This is a genomic window from Niallia circulans NBRC 13626 (assembly GCF_001591585.1).
GTDB lineage: Bacteria > Bacillota > Bacilli > Bacillales > Cytobacillaceae > Niallia > Niallia circulans.
In genome coordinates this window covers 86354-105213 of sequence record NZ_BCVE01000016.1, presented here as the reverse complement: position 1 = coordinate 105213, position 18860 = coordinate 86354, and the positions used below count along the sequence as shown (strand labels likewise).

Annotated in this window: 17 protein-coding genes; 16 read left to right on the top strand and 1 reads right to left on the bottom strand. The window is 35.6% G+C overall.

Annotation, left to right across the window (positions count from 1 at the left end; all coding sequences use genetic code 11):
• Positions 1–452 precede the first annotated feature (452 nt).
• Positions 453–815 carry a winged helix-turn-helix transcriptional regulator gene (locus tag BCI01S_RS17715; protein WP_047943915.1) on the bottom strand — a complete coding sequence of 121 codons (363 nt, stop codon included), beginning with the start codon at positions 813–815 and terminating at the stop codon, positions 453–455.
• Between the two features lie 195 nt (positions 816–1010).
• Here BCI01S_RS17715 and BCI01S_RS17710 point away from each other — a divergent pair, with 195 nt between their 5' ends.
• The 16 genes from BCI01S_RS17710 to tkt (BCI01S_RS17635) all read left to right on the top strand — a co-directional run bounded on the left by BCI01S_RS17710 (position 1011) and on the right by tkt (BCI01S_RS17635) (position 18730).
• Positions 1011–2195, top strand: coding sequence for an MFS transporter (locus BCI01S_RS17710; protein ID WP_061800427.1), 1185 nt, complete (start codon positions 1011–1013; stop codon positions 2193–2195).
• Positions 2192–3031 carry an aldo/keto reductase gene (locus tag BCI01S_RS17705; protein ID WP_061800421.1) on the top strand — a complete coding sequence of 280 codons (840 nt, stop codon included), beginning with the start codon at positions 2192–2194 and terminating at the stop codon, positions 3029–3031. The genes BCI01S_RS17710 and BCI01S_RS17705 overlap by 4 nt, the downstream gene beginning before the upstream one ends.
• Positions 3032–3662: 631 nt before the next feature.
• Positions 3663–3878 (top strand): DUF3923 family protein, encoded by a 216-nt coding sequence (locus BCI01S_RS25355; protein ID WP_053215769.1) that lies wholly within the window; start codon positions 3663–3665, stop codon positions 3876–3878.
• A gap of 330 nt (positions 3879–4208) precedes the next feature.
• Positions 4209–4655, top strand: a complete 447-nt coding sequence (rpiB, locus tag BCI01S_RS17695) for a ribose 5-phosphate isomerase B (protein WP_047943918.1) — start codon at positions 4209–4211, stop codon at positions 4653–4655.
• A 237-nt stretch (positions 4656–4892) separates the two neighbouring features.
• Positions 4893–5756: a 6-phosphofructokinase gene (locus tag BCI01S_RS17690; protein ID WP_235844536.1), complete on the top strand. Its 864-nt coding sequence runs from the start codon at positions 4893–4895 to the stop codon at positions 5754–5756.
• 75 nt (positions 5757–5831) lie between these two features.
• Entirely contained in the window at positions 5832–7847 is a 2016-nt protein-coding gene (gene tkt, locus BCI01S_RS17685) for a transketolase (RefSeq protein WP_061800415.1), read from the top strand.
• Positions 7848–8239: 392 nt separating this feature from the next.
• Entirely contained in the window at positions 8240–10294 is a 2055-nt protein-coding gene (locus BCI01S_RS17680; protein WP_061800414.1) for a BglG family transcription antiterminator, read from the top strand.
• Positions 10295–10321: 27 nt separating this feature from the next.
• Positions 10322–10789, top strand: coding sequence for a PTS sugar transporter subunit IIA (locus tag BCI01S_RS17675; RefSeq protein ID WP_047943922.1), 468 nt, complete (start codon positions 10322–10324; stop codon positions 10787–10789).
• Positions 10790–10804: 15 nt separating this feature from the next.
• Positions 10805–11104: a PTS sugar transporter subunit IIB gene (locus tag BCI01S_RS17670; RefSeq protein WP_047943923.1), complete on the top strand. Its 300-nt coding sequence runs from the start codon at positions 10805–10807 to the stop codon at positions 11102–11104.
• 46 nt (positions 11105–11150) lie between these two features.
• Positions 11151–11432, top strand: a complete 282-nt coding sequence (locus tag BCI01S_RS17665) for a PTS sugar transporter subunit IIB (RefSeq protein WP_047943943.1) — start codon at positions 11151–11153, stop codon at positions 11430–11432.
• A 102-nt stretch (positions 11433–11534) separates the two neighbouring features.
• Positions 11535–12812 carry a PTS galactitol transporter subunit IIC gene (locus tag BCI01S_RS17660; protein ID WP_047943924.1) on the top strand — a complete coding sequence of 426 codons (1278 nt, stop codon included), beginning with the start codon at positions 11535–11537 and terminating at the stop codon, positions 12810–12812.
• Between the two features lie 95 nt (positions 12813–12907).
• On the top strand, positions 12908–13960 hold the full coding sequence (locus BCI01S_RS17655; RefSeq protein WP_061800413.1) for a galactitol-1-phosphate 5-dehydrogenase: 1053 nt from the start codon (positions 12908–12910) through the stop codon (positions 13958–13960).
• Positions 13961–14992, top strand: a complete 1032-nt coding sequence (locus BCI01S_RS17650; RefSeq protein ID WP_047943926.1) for a zinc-binding dehydrogenase — start codon at positions 13961–13963, stop codon at positions 14990–14992.
• Positions 14993–15296: 304 nt separating this feature from the next.
• Entirely contained in the window at positions 15297–15743 is a 447-nt protein-coding gene (gene rpiB, locus BCI01S_RS17645) for a ribose 5-phosphate isomerase B (protein WP_082138413.1), read from the top strand.
• A 90-nt stretch (positions 15744–15833) separates the two neighbouring features.
• Positions 15834–16721: a 6-phosphofructokinase gene (locus tag BCI01S_RS17640; RefSeq protein WP_061800411.1), complete on the top strand. Its 888-nt coding sequence runs from the start codon at positions 15834–15836 to the stop codon at positions 16719–16721.
• Positions 16718–18730: a transketolase gene (tkt, locus tag BCI01S_RS17635; protein WP_061800409.1), complete on the top strand. Its 2013-nt coding sequence runs from the start codon at positions 16718–16720 to the stop codon at positions 18728–18730. The genes BCI01S_RS17640 and tkt (BCI01S_RS17635) overlap by 4 nt, the downstream gene beginning before the upstream one ends.
• The last annotated feature ends 130 nt before the right edge of the window (positions 18731–18860 follow it).

The window sequence follows — 18860 nt, the reverse complement described above, 5'->3', positions numbered from 1 at the left end:
ACCTTAAGATACTATTAGGTTTTTCGGATAATTGTTCGGGTTATTTAATTTAAAGAAAGAAGAGTTGTGGAAATCACCCGCAGGCTGAATATGCTTCGCTTTCCATGGGGCTGCACTTGAACTTCTTTATCACTGCATTGTGCATGATGAAAAAGTAGGTTCATAATAAAGAGGAAAGAAGAAAATTTGAAAGAAGTAAGTATTTTACATAGATAAAAGGAAGAAGTAACAGAGGAATGTGCTCTGTGCCCGCTCCCAGAAGAAAAAGTGCAAAACCCCCTCATGCTGACCAAAATAATAAAGAAATACCTAAAGATACTGCGTTCTAAAACTTGCTATCCGGCGCATAGAGTGATTGCAGCGCAATGGAAAAAATGGTTTTCCTACTAAGTTAGAGGATGTTCATTTTTACTCATTTTATATTTTGTTTTGTCCACAGTCTCAATAATGTTTTATTTATTTAACACACTATCTTCCAGCATTAAGTTCTTATCTCCGTATATTTTTGTGATATGAGTATCTCCCCATTCACAAAGAGCATTTAAAATGGGCTCTAAACTTTTTCCATAGTCACTTAATTCATATTCTACTTTTGGTGGTATTTGTTGATAGATTATACGATTGATAACACCGTCTTCTTCCAATTCCCTTAATTGCTGTGTAAGCATTTTTTGCGTAATATTTGGCATTAAGCGTTTTAATTCACTTGTTCTTTTTTTGCCATGTGTTAAGTGGCACAAAATTACACACTTCCATTTACCGCCGATTACTTCCAAAGTTGCTTCAACTGAAATATTATATTTTTTATTTTCCATAATACCCTCCATTTTTTATAGGAACTTTTTTGTACCTATATTACCTTTAGGTTCCTACATTACAAAAAAGTACGTACTTTTCTATTTATCTTATATGATTCATAATAACACTTGCCGGTTAAAATGCAAAACTACAAAAAATACCACTAGTGGTTAGATATATGTAAGAGGAGGAAAAGGAAGTTGAAGCAAAATATGAATACTTTTGCGTTAATAGCCTTGGCTGTTAGTGCTTTTGCTATTGGTACTACTGAATTCATAAGCGTTGGATTATTACCTTTGATTGCCGATGACTTTCGGGTAGGGATTACAACGGCAGGATTAACTGTTTCTATTTATGCACTAGGCGTTACATTTGGAGCACCTGTTTTGACAGCTATTACCTCTAATATTTCACGTAAATCTTTATTATTGGGGATCATGATTGTTTTTATTATTGGTAATAGTATGGCTGCATTTGCTCCTAATATCACTATTTTACTGATTGCACGTATTGTATCAGCTTTTGCTCACGGTATATTTATGTCGATTGGTTCCACGATTGCAGCAGATTTAGTAGCGAAAGAAAAAAGAGCAAGTGCTATCTCTATCATGTTCTCCGGATTAACGGTTGCCACTGTAACAGGTGTTCCCTTTGGGACATTTATCGGTCAGCACTTTGGCTGGAGATTAGCATTTATCACCATTGTTATTATTGGAATCATTGCGTTTATCGCCAATAGTTTACTTGTGCCAAATAACTTATCGAAAGGTGGCCGTGCAACCTTTAAAGATCAGTTGCAGTTAGTTACAAATCCACGACTATTAATGCTTTTTTTAATTACAGCATTAGGCTATGGAGGAACATTTGTGGTTTTCACGTATCTTTCTCCATTACTGCATGAAGTAACTGGCTTTCAGCAAAATACAGTTGCAGGAATTTTACTATTGTATGGTGTAGCAATTGCCATAGGTAATATGATTGGCGGCAAGCTATCCAACAAAAACCCGCTTCGGGCATTATTTTTTATGTTTATTATCCAAGCTATTATCCTATTTGTTTTGTCCTTTACCCTTCCATTTAAGGTAATTGGCTTAATAAGTATACTTTTTATGGGCTTATTAGCATTCATGAATGTTCCGGGGCTGCAAGTTTATGTAGTAATGCTCGCAGAACGTTATGTACCAAGTGCAGTAGATGTAGCCTCTGCTGTAAATATTGCAGCTTTTAACGCAGGAATAGCAATCGGTTCTTACTTGGGAGGGATAGTGACCAATTCACTAGGGCTTATCCATACTTCGTGGGTAGGCGGAATCATGGTTATTGCCGCTATTCTCCTAACTGGTTTCAGCTTAATTTTAGAAAAAAATTCATTGAAAAAAGGAGTTATTTCACGATGAAAAACTTACAAGATACAGTTCAACTAACAAACGGAATCAAAATGCCTTGGCTAGGATTAGGTGTATTTAAAGTGGAGGAAGGGCAAGTGCTTGTGGATGCTGTAAGCTCTGCAATTAAGAATGGCTACCGTAGTATTGATACAGCGGCTATTTATGCTAATGAAGCAGGGGTTGGCGAAGGAATAAAGAAAGGCATGAAAGAAGCAGGCATTACAAGAGATGATTTATTTATTACTTCAAAAGTATGGACAGACGATTTAGGATATGAAGAAACAATAAAGGCATATGAAGTAAGTTTAGAAAAGCTCGGACTCGATTATTTAGATTTATATCTTATTCACTGGCCAAAAGAAGGAAAATATAAAGACGCATGGAGAGCTTTAGAAACACTATATAAACAAGGCAGGGTTAAAGCAATTGGAGTAAGTAATTTTCAAATCCATCATTTAGAAGACTTGATGAAAGATGCGGAAGTGAAACCAATGATTAATCAAATCGAATTGCATCCAAGGCTTACACAAAAAGAGTTAATAGCATATTGCCAAGAGAAAGGAATACAAGTGGAAGCATGGTCTCCGTTAATGCAAGGACAATTATTCGATCAGCCGGAATTAGTGGAAATAGCTGCAAGACATCAGAAATCTGTTGCACAAGTAATTATTCGTTGGGACTTGCAAAATGGTATTATTACGATTCCTAAATCCGTTAAAGAGCACCGTATTATCGAAAATGGAAATGTTTTTGATTTCATATTATCAAAAGACGAAATGGAACAAATTGATGCCTTAAATTTGGATCAACGAGTTGGTCCTGACCCAGATAATTTCGATTTTTAATGGAGTGTTAATCCCATTTCTGAAAAGAAACAAATAGAAGTAGTACAAAAGGGTGGGACATAAGTATTTCAATCAAATATAGCCCCGAACAATTATACGTACACACTAAAAAATATTCGTATAATTGTTCGGGGGTTAATTAAATTTAAGAAAGAAGGTTTGAGGTAATCACCCGCAGCCTGAATACACTTCGCTTTCCATGGGGCGAGCGCCAAGCCTCCTCGTCACTACGTTCCTGCGGGGTCTTGGACTTTCTCGCAGCTCCCATAGGAGTCTAAGTGTATTCAGGCTGCTCTGTTTTTTCCTAGTAATTTTAGTTTGCTGAAAAACAAATAATCTTTAAAAATGGAGTGTCTGTAGTGTAATGGAACGAATTGGTTTCACCACTAAATTAGAGATTGTTCGTCTTATTCATTATATATTTTGTTTTGTCCAAGACATTTTTAAAAACATCTGATTAAGCATACAAATAAATTCGCAACCAAATTAGTATAATAACAGCTAATAAGTCATTATATCAATTACTTATATTCTAAAATCATGGTGGGAATCTAAAAAAAATGTAACCTTTCTCTCGAATTACCGTAATACAATTTGTGCAGAAAATAGTAATGAAGGAAGGAGAAAAAAGGTGAAACTCTGGTGGATTGCAAATGTTTTTTGGGTAGTCGTTTTTTCAATACTATCGATTATCATCGCAACAAGGCAAATAGATGGATCGGGGGCTGTGCAAACTCCTGAAATCAGAATTATTACATTTATAATTTTGGCTGTTCCATTTGTATTTATCCTTATAGTCCAATTAATCTGGTTTTATTTTATTCGTAAAAGAACAAGACATTCCTAGTTCAGCTATCCTATGAATAAATAACTGTAATGCTTTCTTGTAAACTAATATATTTAGTTCACAAGAAAACATCCAAACAAAGAACGAGAGAATTTTAAAATTCATCGTTCTTTGTTTGTTTTTAAATATTACTAAATACATTGGGTTGGACTAAAGTATGTTATCACACAAATTTCTATATGATCTGGGAATTGTTTAGGTATAGATCTTATTCCCATTAGTTTGTGGCTGAAAATTAATAAAGTTTTCACATGCAACCGAATACAAATAGTAGTTTTTATGTTAGAATACATCTGAAATAGAACCATCTTATCTAGAAAGGATGAGTTTATGAAAATTGCAATAGCCAGTGATCATGGTGGATATCAGTTAAAGGAAGCAGTAAAAGCCCATCTTCATAATGCGGGGATGGAAGTAGAAGATTTTGGTTGCTATAGTAGAGAAAGTGTGGATTTTCCGGATTATGCAAAAAGTGTTGGTGAATCAATTGTGAATGGTGAAAACCAACTAGGTATTTTATGCTGTGGAACAGGAATAGGCATGAGTATTGCTGCCAATAAAATCACTGGAATTCGTGCAGCGGTTGTTGGTGATGTCTTCTCAGCAAAGGCAACAAGAGAGCATAATGATAGTAATATCCTTTGTTTAGGAGAAAGAGTGACTGGGGAAGGATTAGCGTGTCTAATAGTAGATACCTGGTTAAATGCAGAATTTCTAGGCGGCAGACATGAAAAGCGTATCAGTGGAATTAAAGAATTAGAATCATATTATTGTTAATAGTAGGACAAATTAACCTCGGATTTGTTAAATGAAACATATTATAACTTGTACGTACTATTAATAGGTTATACTAAATATGTATGGTTTATTCTTGGGAAGTTGTATGCTATAATGGTTTTGGAAAAATATATGATGGAGAAGAAAAGGGAAAATTAGTCCTTTTTCTTCAAAAAGTATGTACTTTTTTTCTGTATATTATTAGTTACTTATAGCTTGTAAAGGTTAGGGGGTAAGGTGTTGAAGGTTGGTGTAATTGTCTTAGGTTGTTTGCCTTCGGGAGTAAAGCAAATTCTTCATCGATTATATGAGGAGTTATCTTCTAAGCATCAACTATTTGGAATGGAAATAGATAGAGGGTCCGGTGAAGTCAATTATACGGAGATAAAAGAAGTGAGTGATTCACCATACTTAAGCCATACTATCTTAAAGGTAAGCGCTGCACCAGTAAATAATCAATGGGAACAAACACTTGCTCCGATGGATATGACTGTTGTATTGGGAGATGCGCAGGCAAAAGAAATATGGCAGACTTCTATAGCCGATAAAGAAGCGCTGCGTACATTATTTGTCCCAGTTTCCATTTACAATAATATTAAAGGAAATGATTGGACTCTAGGATATGATACCGCACTTAACAGTATTACTCAGAATGTGTTAAAGGTGCAAGATACCATTCATTCTCTTAAATATGATAAGCCAAGATTATTTGGTTTTTCAATAGAGGGGAACCCATCGACTAATATGCTGCAGGATATCTCTCTTGCGGTGGATGGTAACTATTTAGCAGTAGATTACGAGGAAGAAGAAATTACCACTTTATGTGATGCGATAAAGAAAAGCTATACATATACTAAAACTTCTAATGTTCTAATATATAGCCAAGCTTTACAAGAGGTAATTGAAAATTCAGTTATTAGTAAGCTAGAGGTAGATTGGAAATATACAGAAATTGACGAAGCACTATGTATGGGAGTAAACCCAACAGCCATCGATCGAATCCTTGCAAATGAACTTGCGGATGAAATCTTGCGATGGATAAAAAATAATTGTTTAACAGGTGAACTCACCGTTCAAAAGGATGGAATTCAATTTAAATAAACGCTAAGCCAAAATGAATAAATTCTTTTACTAATTTAGGGTTAGCATTAAATAAATCAAAAAAGGATGAGGAAAATGAGTAATCAAGTAAAAACAGATATCGAACAATTAGCTATTAACACAATCCGTACTTTATCCATTGATGCAATTGAAAAATCTAATTCTGGTCACCCAGGAATGCCAATGGGGGCAGCGCCAATGGCTTATACATTATGGGCTAAGGAAATGAATCATAATCCTGCTAATCCTAACTGGTTCAACCGTGACCGTTTCGTTTTATCAGCTGGACATGGTTCTATGCTTCTATATAGCTTGCTGCACCTTTTCAATTACGGTGTTACTGTAGATGACTTAAAGAACTTCCGTCAATGGGGAAGCAAAACTCCAGGACATCCAGAATTTGGACACACACCAGGTGTGGAAGCTACTACTGGTCCATTAGGACAAGGTATTGCGATGGCTGTTGGGATGGCAATGGCAGAAAGACATCTTGCAGAAACCTATAATAAAGAAAATTATCCAGTTGTTGACCATTATACGTACAGCATTTGCGGTGATGGTGATTTAATGGAAGGCGTATCTGCAGAAGCAGCGTCTCTTGCAGGTCATTTAAAATTAGGAAGACTAGTAGTATTATATGATTCCAATGATATTTCTTTAGATGGTGATTTAAATCTCTCTTTCTCTGAAAGTGTTCAAAAGCGCTTTGAAGCATATGGATGGGAAGTTATTCGTGTAGAAGATGGCAATGACTTAGCTGAAATTCAAGCGGCAATTGCTCAAGCGAAAAAATCAGATGTACCGACATTAATTGAAGTGAAAACAGTTATTGGCTATGGTTCTCCGAATAAAGGCGGAAAATCTGCATCCCATGGTGCACCACTTGGAGCTTCTGAAACACAATTAGCAAAACAAACATATGGTTGGGCATATGAAGAAGCATTCCACGTTCCAGCAGAAGTATCGGAGCATTATGCGGCATTAGCACAAGAAGGTGCAGAAAAAGAGAAAGCTTGGAATGAGCTTTATGAAAATTATAAAGCAGCATATCCAGAATTAGCTACTCAATTAGAAACAGCTATTAAAGGAGAACTACCTGCTGATTTACAAGAAAAATTACCTGAATTTAATGCTGGAGATTCTATGGCGACAAGAGATTCTTCTGGTAAAACAATTCAAGCAATTGCTAGTGCGGTTCCTGCTTTCTTCGGTGGTTCTGCAGACCTTGCTGGTTCGAACAAAACATTAATGACTAGTGAGAAAAACTTTGCCATCGATGGATATGCCGGCAGAAATATCTGGTTTGGTGTACGTGAATTTGCAATGGGTGCGGCATTAAACGGATTAGCACTGCATGGTGGAGTAAAAGTATTTGGCGCAACATTCTTCGTGTTCTCTGATTATTTACGCCCAGCAATCCGCTTAGCAGCATTAATGAAATTACCAGTAACATATGTATTTACACATGATAGTATTGCAGTTGGGGAAGATGGTCCAACACATGAACCTGTTGAACAACTTGCTTCCTTACGTGCAATGCCAGGGCTTTCTATCATTCGTCCAGCAGATGCCAAAGAAACAGCTGCTGCATGGCAACTGGCAATTGAAAGCACAGATACTCCAACAGCCCTAGTGTTGACTCGTCAAAACTTACCAACATTAGATTTAACAAAAGCAGAAGCATATGAAGGGGTGAAAAAAGGTGCTTATACAGTTGCAGCTGGTAAAGAAGCTGCACAGGCCTTAATCTTAGCATCTGGTTCTGAAGTATCTCTTGCAATCAAGGCACAAGCAGCTTTAGCAGAAGAAGGAATTTCTGTAAATGTAGTAAGTATGCCAAGCTGGGATCGTTTTGAAAAACAATCTCCTGAATATAAAGAAAGTGTATTGCCAGAAAGTGTTCAAGCACGTGTTGCAATTGAGGCTGGTGCATCTCTAGGCTGGAGAGAATACATCGGTTCTAAAGGAGAGCATATTACAATTGATCATTTCGGGGCATCTGCTCCAGCAGATAAACTATTCCAAGAGTATGGATTTACTGTTGAGAATGTTGTAGCAAAAGTAAAATCATCTATCGCAAAAGCAAAATAATATCCGAAAGTTCTAGGTGAAAAGGGCAGAAGCTAATAACCATGTGAGATGGTTATTAGCTTCTTTTTTGTACAAAGAAAAAGAAGTAGGCACCAATGAAAAAATAGAATAGTTAAATTTTGTCTTAGGAATTGGTGTCAACTTTATCATTAGTTTAAGTAGCAAAAGTAGTTAAATACAGTCACAATAAAGAAATATGCTTTATGCTGTACATACATAATCAGATTAATCTTGGCAACAAGTTTGTCTTTAGGAAAGAAGGAGAATAGATTGGGATTTGTGCAAGTTAATCACTTAGTGACACAATTCACAAACTAGTAATGGAAATGAAAACGGATACAATATCTTATTTTTACATGCTACAATGAAATCAAGTTAAGAGGTGATAGATAATGTATCTTGACGAAAGAAGTAATATCTTATTAAAGGAAGTATTGAGCAATCCGGATACTTCTAACATAAAGCTAGAGAAAAAATTTCAGTTATCTAGAAGGCAAGTTAGTTACAGTTTTCAGAAGATCAATGATTGGCTTGAATCGAATAATTATCCAGCTATCAAAAGAACAAATGGTGGAAAATTCATTATTAGCCCAGTCATTATGGAATTATTTGCTGAAAAGACAGACGAACAAGTAGATAAACATTATATTCCATCTGAAACGGAAAGAGCTCAATTTATTCTATTGTATATTATTAGTAGCAGTGAAGAGCTTTCCCTACTGCATTTTACTACCGCATTAGGTGTAAGTAAAAATACGGTCCTTCGTGATATGAAAAATGTTCAGCAAATGATCGAGCCATACGAACTTGAGGTTAGTTATTCAAGAATGAAAGGATATGAATTAAAAGGAAAGGAATGGGATGTCCGAAAATTATTAGTGGAAGTATTGGAAAATATCTTATCGATTTATAATGGCGAAGTTTATATTCAAAAGTTTATTGATATATCAAAAGACAATCTGACAACGATAAAAGAAAGACTTGCAGAAGTCGAAAGCAGTTTACACCTTCAGTTTATTGATGAACGAATTAATCTTTTGCCATATATTTTAGCAGTCATACTAAAGCGTATTCAACAAGGGAAAGTAATTCAAGATTTTTACCATATTGATTATCGAGCCTTGTCTGATACGAAAGAATTTATTGCTGCAGAAATCTTAATTAAAGACATGAAATCTATTCCGAAAGAAGAGCATCTGTTTTTAACCTTGCAGCTGCTTACATCCAAGATATTATCAGCCCAGTTTTTAGCTGATCATCAAATACCAGAGCTGACGAGGACCTTGGAACAATTTCTTCATACTTTTGAATATAAAGCGTGTATAGACTTCAAAGATAAAGCGGCATTACTTGAAAGATTGGTTCTTCATATGAAGCCTGCTTATTATCGAATGAAATATAATTTAACGACGAATTACACGATGATGGAAAAAGTAAGCGAAGAATTTGAAACGATTCATTTTATTGTAAAGGATTCGATTTCTCCTGTAGAAGAATATATCGGCTGTCCCATACCAGAAAGCGAATTAATGTTCATCACCATCTTCATTGGCGGCCATTTAATCAGTTCAGGAGAAACAATCCAGAAGAAGAAGAAAGCGGTAGTTGTTTGTCCAAATGGTGTATCTATATCACGCCTAATGGAAAGCACATTACGTGAGTTATTCCCTGAATTTTACTTTTATCAAGCTTTATCTATTCGGGAATTTCAACAACTTAATTACCAAGTGGATATTATTTTTTCACCAGTACCTTTACAAACGGATACAAAGCAATTTGTCATTAATCGCATATTAACAGATTTTGAAAAAGTTCAGCTTAGACAACGAGTATTAAGAGAAATATTTGACTTAAATACTAGTGTGATCAACATTGAACAGTTAATGGGGAAAATTGAGAAATATGCTTCAATAAAAGATAAAGAGTCTTTGCGCAGTACCTTACAAGAACATTTCTCTATTACAACAGCTATTGATTCACAAGAATCAATAGCGAAGACAGATTTATCCCTTTCCTCTCTCTTAGCACCAGACATGATTACCGTGGTGAAAAGAATAGAAGGTTGGCAGCAAGGAATCCAACTTGCAGCAGAAAAGCTGTTGAATAATGGCAGCATCACAGAAAATTATATTGCAGAAATGGTGAAACAGTATCCTACAATGGTCCAGCATATCTTACTAAGAAACGTGATAGCCATTCCTCATGCAGGTCCAGAAGATGGTGTAAATAAAGTTGGCATGAGCTTATTAAAAATAGAAGAAGGTATCCCATTTAATGATAATATTTGCGTGCATTTTATCGTGGTACTGGCATCTACAGATAAGCATAAACATCTTTATGCATTAAGACAGCTGATGAGTTTATCGAAAAATGAAGAAGATATCAGCAATTTAAAAAACAGTAATGATTCCAATCAAATATATGAAATCATTAAAAAATATTCTTAAAGTTAAGTGAAAGTGGAGGAGTTTAAAATGGCAGTTGCTTCATTTATTAAAGAAAGTTTAATAAACGTCGGATTAAAGGTAGAAAATCAAGATGAGCTTTTCAACGCAATGTTCGAAAAGGCATACAAGCAGGGGTTTGTAAAAGAAACATTTCTACCGAAAATTAAGGAGAGAGAATCGATCTTCCCAACAGGGCTCAGTGTCAATAATTATAGTATCGCTATCCCTCATACAGATCCGGAACATGTAGTGGAGCAATTTATCGCCGTTTCTGTTTTAGAAAAACCAGTATCCTTTCATTTAATGGAAGATAATACAAAAACAACGGAGGTGCAAGCTGTATTAATGCTTGGCTTAAATCAGCCACATAGCCAAATTGAAGTTCTTCAGGAATTAATGCAAGTCATCCAAGTAGAAGAGCATCTTGAAAAGCTTATTCATGCAAAGGATAAATCTGATATAACAGCATTATTTGAAAGCATTAAAATTTTATGAAAGGTGGTGATTAGATTGAACAAGCCAATAGTACTTGTGGCATGTGGTGCAGGGATTGCTACATCAACAGTTGTTTTAGATCATTTAGAAGAATTATTTAGACGAGAAAATCTAAAGGTAGAGCTTGTTCAATGTAAAATAGCAGAAGTGGCATCTTTACAAGATGATGCGTTTTTAATTATATCAACTACTATCTTGCCGACAAAATATAAAGTCCCAGCAATCAGTGCTACTGCTTATATTAGTGGGTTAGGTATAGAAAAACTAGATAAAGAGATTCTAAGTTATTTTGAAAAAACAAACAAAACAATCTAAATACAAGCCAATTAATAAGTTAAAAGAATGGAAGGGGATTTTAAAAATGAAAAAATATAAAATTTTAGTAGCATGTGGAGCAGGTATCGCAACTTCAACTGTAGTTTGTAATCGAGTGGAGAATTTGGTGAAGGATAACAATATTAATGCAGAAGTTATTCAATGTAAAATAGCAGAAGTAGCTTCAAAACAAAGTGAGGCAGATATTATCGTTTCAACTACTATTCTTCCTACAACTTATCAGATACCAGCAATTATAGCTACGGCTTATATCACTGGAATTGGAATGGAAAGTTTAGATAAAAAAATACTTGATCACTTGCAATAATGAAAAGAAGTTAAGTGAATTTGGGTGAAATTACTGTTTGTTGTTATATAACAACAAACAGTAATTAATTCTAATATATAACAAAAGAAAAGAGGGAAAAATATGCAAAAGCTATTAGATGGCGTTCAGTATGTACTAAATCTTGGACCAACTGTAATTTTACCTATTGCTATCATTCTATTGGGTCTTGCATTTAAGACAGGCTTTAAAAAGGCATTAAAAGCGGGAATAACTATTGGGATTGGATTTGTAGGGATTAACTTAGTTATTGATTTGCTTGTTAGTACTCTTGGACCAGCTGCACAGCAGATGGTTGAGCGTTTTGGATTAAATCTAACAGTTATTGATACAGGGTGGCCTTCAGCAGCAGCTCTATCTTGGGCATCACCTGTTGCAGCAATTTTAATTCCGATTTGTTTATTTGCAAACATCTTTTTCTTATTAACAAAGATGACAAAAACTTTGGATATTGATATTTGGAACTACTGGCACTTTATTGCAGCTGGTGCAACTGGCTATATTGTAACAGATAGTTGGTGGTTTGCAATTTTATGTGCAATTATTTATCAATATGCAGTACTGTTTGTTGCTGATAAAACGGCTCCTATGGTTCAAAAATTTTATGGGCTTGATGGAATTTCATTACCAACTGGTTCTACAGCGGCTTTCGGACCAATTGGTATATTAGTAGGCTGGGCTATCGCAAAAATTCCCGGAATAAATAAATTAAATGCAGACCCTGAAACCATTCAAAAGCGTTTTGGAATTTTTGGTGAACCAATGATGATGGGAATAATCCTTGGTGCACTTATTGGATTACTTGCTGGTTATGATATCGGAAAAATATTACAAACAGGTATTTCAATGGGAGCAGTAATGTTATTGATGCCGCGTATGGTTAAGATCTTAATGGAAGGTTTAATACCAATTTCAGAGTCAGCACGGTCGTTTTTGCAAAAGAGATATGGTGATAGAGAGATTTATATAGGATTGGATGCTGCAGTATCTGTAGGACATCCATCAGTGATGGCAACTGCACTTATTTTAGTTCCAATTACATTGTTTTTAGCTGTAATCTTACCAGGTAATAAAGTGCTGCCATTTGGTGATTTAGCGACAATTCCATTTTATATTGCGTTTGTTGTAGGATCTCGTAAAGGAAATATCATTCACTCTGTTTTAGCTGGAATCGTAATGGTAGCGTTATCACTATATATGGCTACTAATTTTGCGGAGGTTCATACTCAGATGATTTCTGGTGCACAATTTACTTTACCTGAGGGTGCTACCCAAATTTCTAGTTTAGATCTAGGAGGTAACTTATTTAACTGGTTAATATTAAAATTCTCTGAAGCGGTTGCCTTTTTGTTTGGAAAATAATTAGAACTTAATGAATAAAAGCAGATGATTTAAGCAATTAGGCTGGTGCGTCTGCTTTTATTTTGAAATGAAAATAATGAATGGAGGTTTAAACGATGAAAGCAGCAGTTCTCCACGCTGAAAACAAAATAATTTATGAAGATATAGAGTTAGAATCTTGTAATGCCACAGAAGTTAAGGTCAAAGTAATGGCTGCTGGTATCTGCGGATCTGATACACATAAAATGACAAGTGTTTGGAAATATCCATTACCAGCAATAATGGGACATGAATTTTCAGGAATTGTTACTGAAATTGGATCTAAGGTTACAAATGTGAAAGTTGGTGAAAGAGTTGTTGTCATTCCTTTTATACCTTGTAACGAATGTGAATATTGTCTAAAGGGACAATTTTCATTGTGTGAAAATCATGGAATGATAGGATCAAAATCTTATGGAGGATTTGCAGAGTATTGTAATGTTCCTGCTAAGAATATTTTATCAATTGGCGAAATGGATTTTGAAGAGGCAGCAATGATTGAACCAATGGCAGTTGCTTTACATGGAGTATTAAATATTAAGCCGCATTTAGGTGATGTAGTAGCAGTTTTTGGTGCAGGAACAATTGGTATGCTCGTTATTCAGTGGTTAAAAATAGCCGGGGTTAAAGAAATAATAGCTATTGATATTTCCGATGAAAAGTTAGCAGAAGCAAGAGCATTTGGCTGTGAAAAAACTATTAATGCAAAAAAAGAAGACTTATATCAAAAAATCGAAGAATATACCAATGGCCTTGGTGTAGATATAGCTTTAGAATGTGCAGGTTCAAAAATTACACAAGAACAATGTTTATTGATTACACGTAAGAAGGGAAAGATCGGATATTTAGGCATTGCATATTCTGATGTAACTTTATCACAGAAAGCATTCGAAAATATTTTTAGAAGAGAGTTAACCTTAAAGGGATTTTGGAATTCCTATTCAGCTCCTTTCCCTGGTGAAGAATGGACAAAAAGCATTTCATTTTTACAAAAGGGACAAATTAAGTTGAAAGATTTAATTTCTCATAGATTTTCTTTAGAAGATACTCAAGCGGCTTTTAATCTAATTATTAATCGTGAGGAGAACTATGGAAAAGTGTTAATTTTACCAAATGGGAGTGAGAATTAAATGAAAGCTGTAACAAAATTAAAATCTGGTTATGATGAAATGGAGCTAATCGAAATCGATGAGCCATCTGCATATGACGATAAAGTAAAAATAAAAGTTGCATACACAGGGATTTGTGGATCAGATATTCACACCTTTAAAGGAGAATACAATAGTAAAAATACTCCAGTAGTATTAGGACATGAGTTTTCTGGTGTAGTAGTGGAGGTCGGCAAAGATGTTACAAGAGTAAAAGTCGGAGATCGAGTAACAAGTGAAACGACCTTTACAACTTGCGGAGAATGTATCTATTGTCAAGAAAAGGACTATAATCTTTGTCCAAATAGAACAGGTCTTGGTACACAAGTAAATGGTAGTATGGCAGAATATGTGATTGCTAGGGAAGAGAGCATACATGTATTAAACGAAAAGGTTAGTTTAGAAGCAGCTGCTTTAACAGAACCATTAGCTTGTTGTGTTCATGCTGCGTTAGAAAAAACAATGATTGCAGAAAACGATACTGTTTTAGTATTTGGTCCTGGTCCCATTGGATTGTTATTAAGTCAAGTAGTAAAAGCACAAGGCGCCTTCGTTATATTGGCTGGCATTACAAAAGATAGAAAGCGATTAGATCTTGCAAAGGAATTAGGAATAGATGTTGTCGTGGATCTTTTACAAGAAGATTTGAACGAAATGGTTTACCAATATACGGATGGCTATGGTGCGGATAAAGTATTCGATTGTTCGGGAGCGGTTCCAGCTGTAAACCAAGGTCTTGCACTAACAAAGAAAAAAGGAACATTCGTTCAAGTAGGATTATTTGCAAAGAAAGCAAATGAAATCGATCAAGAGTCCATTATTCAACGCGAAATTAACTATATCGGCTGTCGTTCTCAAAAACCTAGTTCTTGGGATATTGCCCTGAAATTACTAGAGGATGGAAAAATCGATACAGATAAAATGATTACAAAGATCGTATCACTCGCTGAATGGCGCACTGGTTTTGAAAAAGTAATGGCTGGTGATGAGATAAAAGTTTTAATTGAATCTTAAGCAGCTGTCAGATAAGAATACTCCACTTACATCATAAAGCGGGGTATTTTTATCTATTTACTTTATTATTAATTATCTTTCATCACTAGATGGCACAAAAGAAATAACAATATTGAAGATGAAAACGTATACAGATAACTAGGGTTTATGTGATAAAATGAACATGCCAAAAAGGAACTAACAAAATGTAATGGGCATGAGAGTTGATTGTTTCATGATAGATTCTATTATTTGGTTCTTCCTGGAAGGAAATAATACGTTTTTTCCCGATTAATAGAGTTGACTAATAGAGAGGATGAAGAGCATGAAGTTAGCCATTGCATGTGATCATGGTGGATTTTTGCTAAAGGAAGCAGTGAAGAAATATTTATTAGAACAAGAAGTTGAAGTAGAAGATTTTGGTTGTCACAGTCGAGAAAGTGTAGATTTTCCAGACTACGCCAAACAAGTGGGAGAATCGATTGTTAGAGGTCAAAATGATTTAGGAATTCTTTGTTGTGGAACTGGCATTGGAATGAGTATTGCGGCAAATAAAATAAAAGGAATTCGAGCAGCTGTAGTTGGAGATGTTTTTTCCGCGCAAGCTACTAGGGAACATAATAATAGTAATGTTCTATGTTTAGGAGAGAGAGTGACAGGAGAAGGGTTGGCCTTGCTAATTGTAGAAACATGGCTTCAGGCGAAGTTTTTAGGAGGAAGACATGAAAGAAGAGTCGGAGCTATTGGGGAATTAGAAAAATATCTATGTTGATAGATAAAGAGTATAAAGATAAAAGGATGTAAAACAGCTAACAAATAGAAATCTATAAGACTAAATAAGGGGAAACAGGAGGCATCCAATTTGAAGGTAGGTATCATGATTGCAGGAGTACTGCCTGGGGGAGTAAAGCAGATTATTTATAAAATATTTAATGAATTGACTCCAACTCACCAATTATTTGGGATTGAAGTGAATAAAGAAACAGGGAAAGCGGACTATCTTGAATTTATTGTTAATAATGATTCTCCCTATTTAAGTGATTCTGTATTGAAGCCAACTCCATTATTAGACAATATTAGATGGGAAGAAATCTGTTCCCCGATGGATAGTATAATTTTTATTGGCGATGCACAGGCAAAAAAACGGTGGGCGCAGACATTTGCAATGAGCAAAACGATTCATTCCTTATACGTTCCCGTTTCTATTTATAACAATATCAAAGGTTCAGATTGGTCTTTAGGCTATGACACCGCTATTAACAGTATTACACAAATGGTTCTGAAGGTAAAAGATACCATTCATTCTCTGAAATACGAAAAACCAAGATTGTTTGGCATTGCTATAAATGGATACCCTTCGAATCATATGCTCCAAGATATTTCCATGGCGGTAGATGGCCATTTTTTAGCAAATACGTTTGAATTAGAAGAAGTAGAGCTTTTATGTAATAAAATCGATAATAGTTTTAATTCTCTTCAAACTTCTTCAGTACTAGTATACAGCCATTTAAATAAAGCAAGTGTAGAGAAGAAGCTGATTCGCTCTTTAAATGTGGATTGGAAATACACGGAAATTGATGAAGCTCTATGCATGGGAACCAATCCAACAACAATTGATCGAATATTAGCAAATGAAATAGCGGAAACCATATTATTATGGATAAAAAATGATAATCCGACAGGAGAAATAGCAGTGAAAAAAGAGGGAGTTCTTTATTTAAATAAAAAATACGAAGGAATGATAGTATGACTAATACAGTTGTTGCAAACGTAGAAAAACTAGCAGTAAATACAATTCGAACATTATCCATTGATGCCATTGAAAAATCAAATTCTGGTCATCCAGGTATGCCAATGGGGGCAGCACCAATGGCATATACACTATGGGCAAAGGAAATGAATCATAATCCAGCTAATCCTAATTGGTTTAATCGTGACCGGTTTGTTTTATCAGCAGGACATGGTTCCATGATTCTTTATAGCTTATTACATTTATTTCAATATGATGTAACCATTGATGATTTGAAAAATTTCCGTCAATGGGGAAGTAAAACGCCAGGTCATCCAGAGTTCGGCCATACTCCAGGTGTGGAAGCAACTACTGGCCCATTAGGACAAGGAATTGCGATGGCAGTAGGAATGGCAATGGCAGAAAGACACTTGGCAGAAACTTATAATAAAGAAAATTATCCAGTAGTAGATCACTATACGTACAGCATCTGCGGTGATGGCGATTTAATGGAAGGCGTATCTGCAGAAGCAGCATCGCTTGCAGGTCATTTAAAATTAGGTAGATTAGTAGTATTATATGATTCCAATGATATCTCGTTAGATGGTGATTTGCATCTTTCTTTCTCTGAAAGTGTTCAAAAGCGTTTTGAAGCATATGGATGGGAAGTTATCCGTGTGGAAGATGGAAATAATATAGAAGAAATTCATAAGGCTATTACAAAGGCGAAACAATCAGAGATTCCTACTCTCATCGAGGTGAAAACCATAATTGGATACGGTTCTCCAAATAAAGGTGGAAAATCTGCATCACATGGTGCACCACTTGGAGCTTCAGAAACACAATTAGCAAAACAAACGTATGGGTGGGCATATGAAGAAGCATTCTGCGTTCCAGCAGAAGTATCGGATCATTTTGCGGCATTAGCGCAAGCAGGCGCAGAAAAAGAGAAAGCATGGAATGAACGTTATGAAAAATATAAAGCAGCCTATCCAGAATTAGCTGGCCAATTAGAATCCGCAATCAAAGGGAAGTTACCAGCTGATTTGCAAGCAAAGCTACCTGAATTTACTGTAGGGGAATCGATGGCAACAAGAGAATCTTCAGGGAAAGCAATTCAAGCAGCAGCAAAAGAACTTCCATTTTTATTTGGTGGCTCAGCTGATTTAGCAGGATCCAATAAGACGTTAATGAATGCTGAAAAGAACTTTGCCATCGATGGATATGCTGGTAGAAATATTTGGTTTGGTGTACGTGAATTTGCAATGGGTGCAGCATTAAATGGATTAGCACTGCATGGCGGAGTAAAAGTATTTGGCGCAACATTCTTCGTTTTCTCTGATTATTTACGTCCAGCTATGCGTCTAGCAGCATTAATGAAACTACCAGTAACATATGTATTCACACATGATAGTATTGCTGTCGGAGAAGATGGGCCGACCCATGAGCCAATTGAACAATTAGCTTCCCTACGGGCAATGCCAGGATTATCGATTATTCGTCCAGCAGATGCCAAAGAAACAGCTGCTGCATGGCAGCTGGCATTAGAAAGTACAGATACACCAACAGCGCTAGTATTGACACGTCAGAACCTGCCGACTCTCGACATAACAAAAGAAGAAGCATACGAAGGGGTAAAAAAAGGTGCATACATTCTTTCCCGGGCTTCAGAGGAAGCGCAGGCATTAATTTTAGCAACAGGATCAGAAGTTTCTCTTGCAATCAAGGCACAAGCAGCTTTAGCAGATGAAGGAATTTCTGTAAATGTGGTAAGTATGCCAAGCTGGGATCTTTTTGAAAAGCAATCTCCTGAATATAAAGAAAGAATACTGCCGAAAAGCGTTCAAGCACGTGTTGCTATCGAGGCTGGGGCCTCTCTTGGCTGGAGAGAATATATCGGTGCAAAAGGGGAACATATCACAATTGATCATTTTGGTGCTTCAGCTCCGGCAGATAAACTTTTCCAAGAGTATGGATTTACGGTGGAAAATGTTGTTGCTAAGGTGAAAGCTTCCATGGCAAAAAACTAAACACTAATGAATACGAGCTAACGACTGTAATAAGTTGTTAGCTTTTTTAGTATGAAAAAACTAGTATATAATTAGAAATACTGATAAAAAGATAGATATTTCTTCCACATAGTCTTTCTATTACCATATT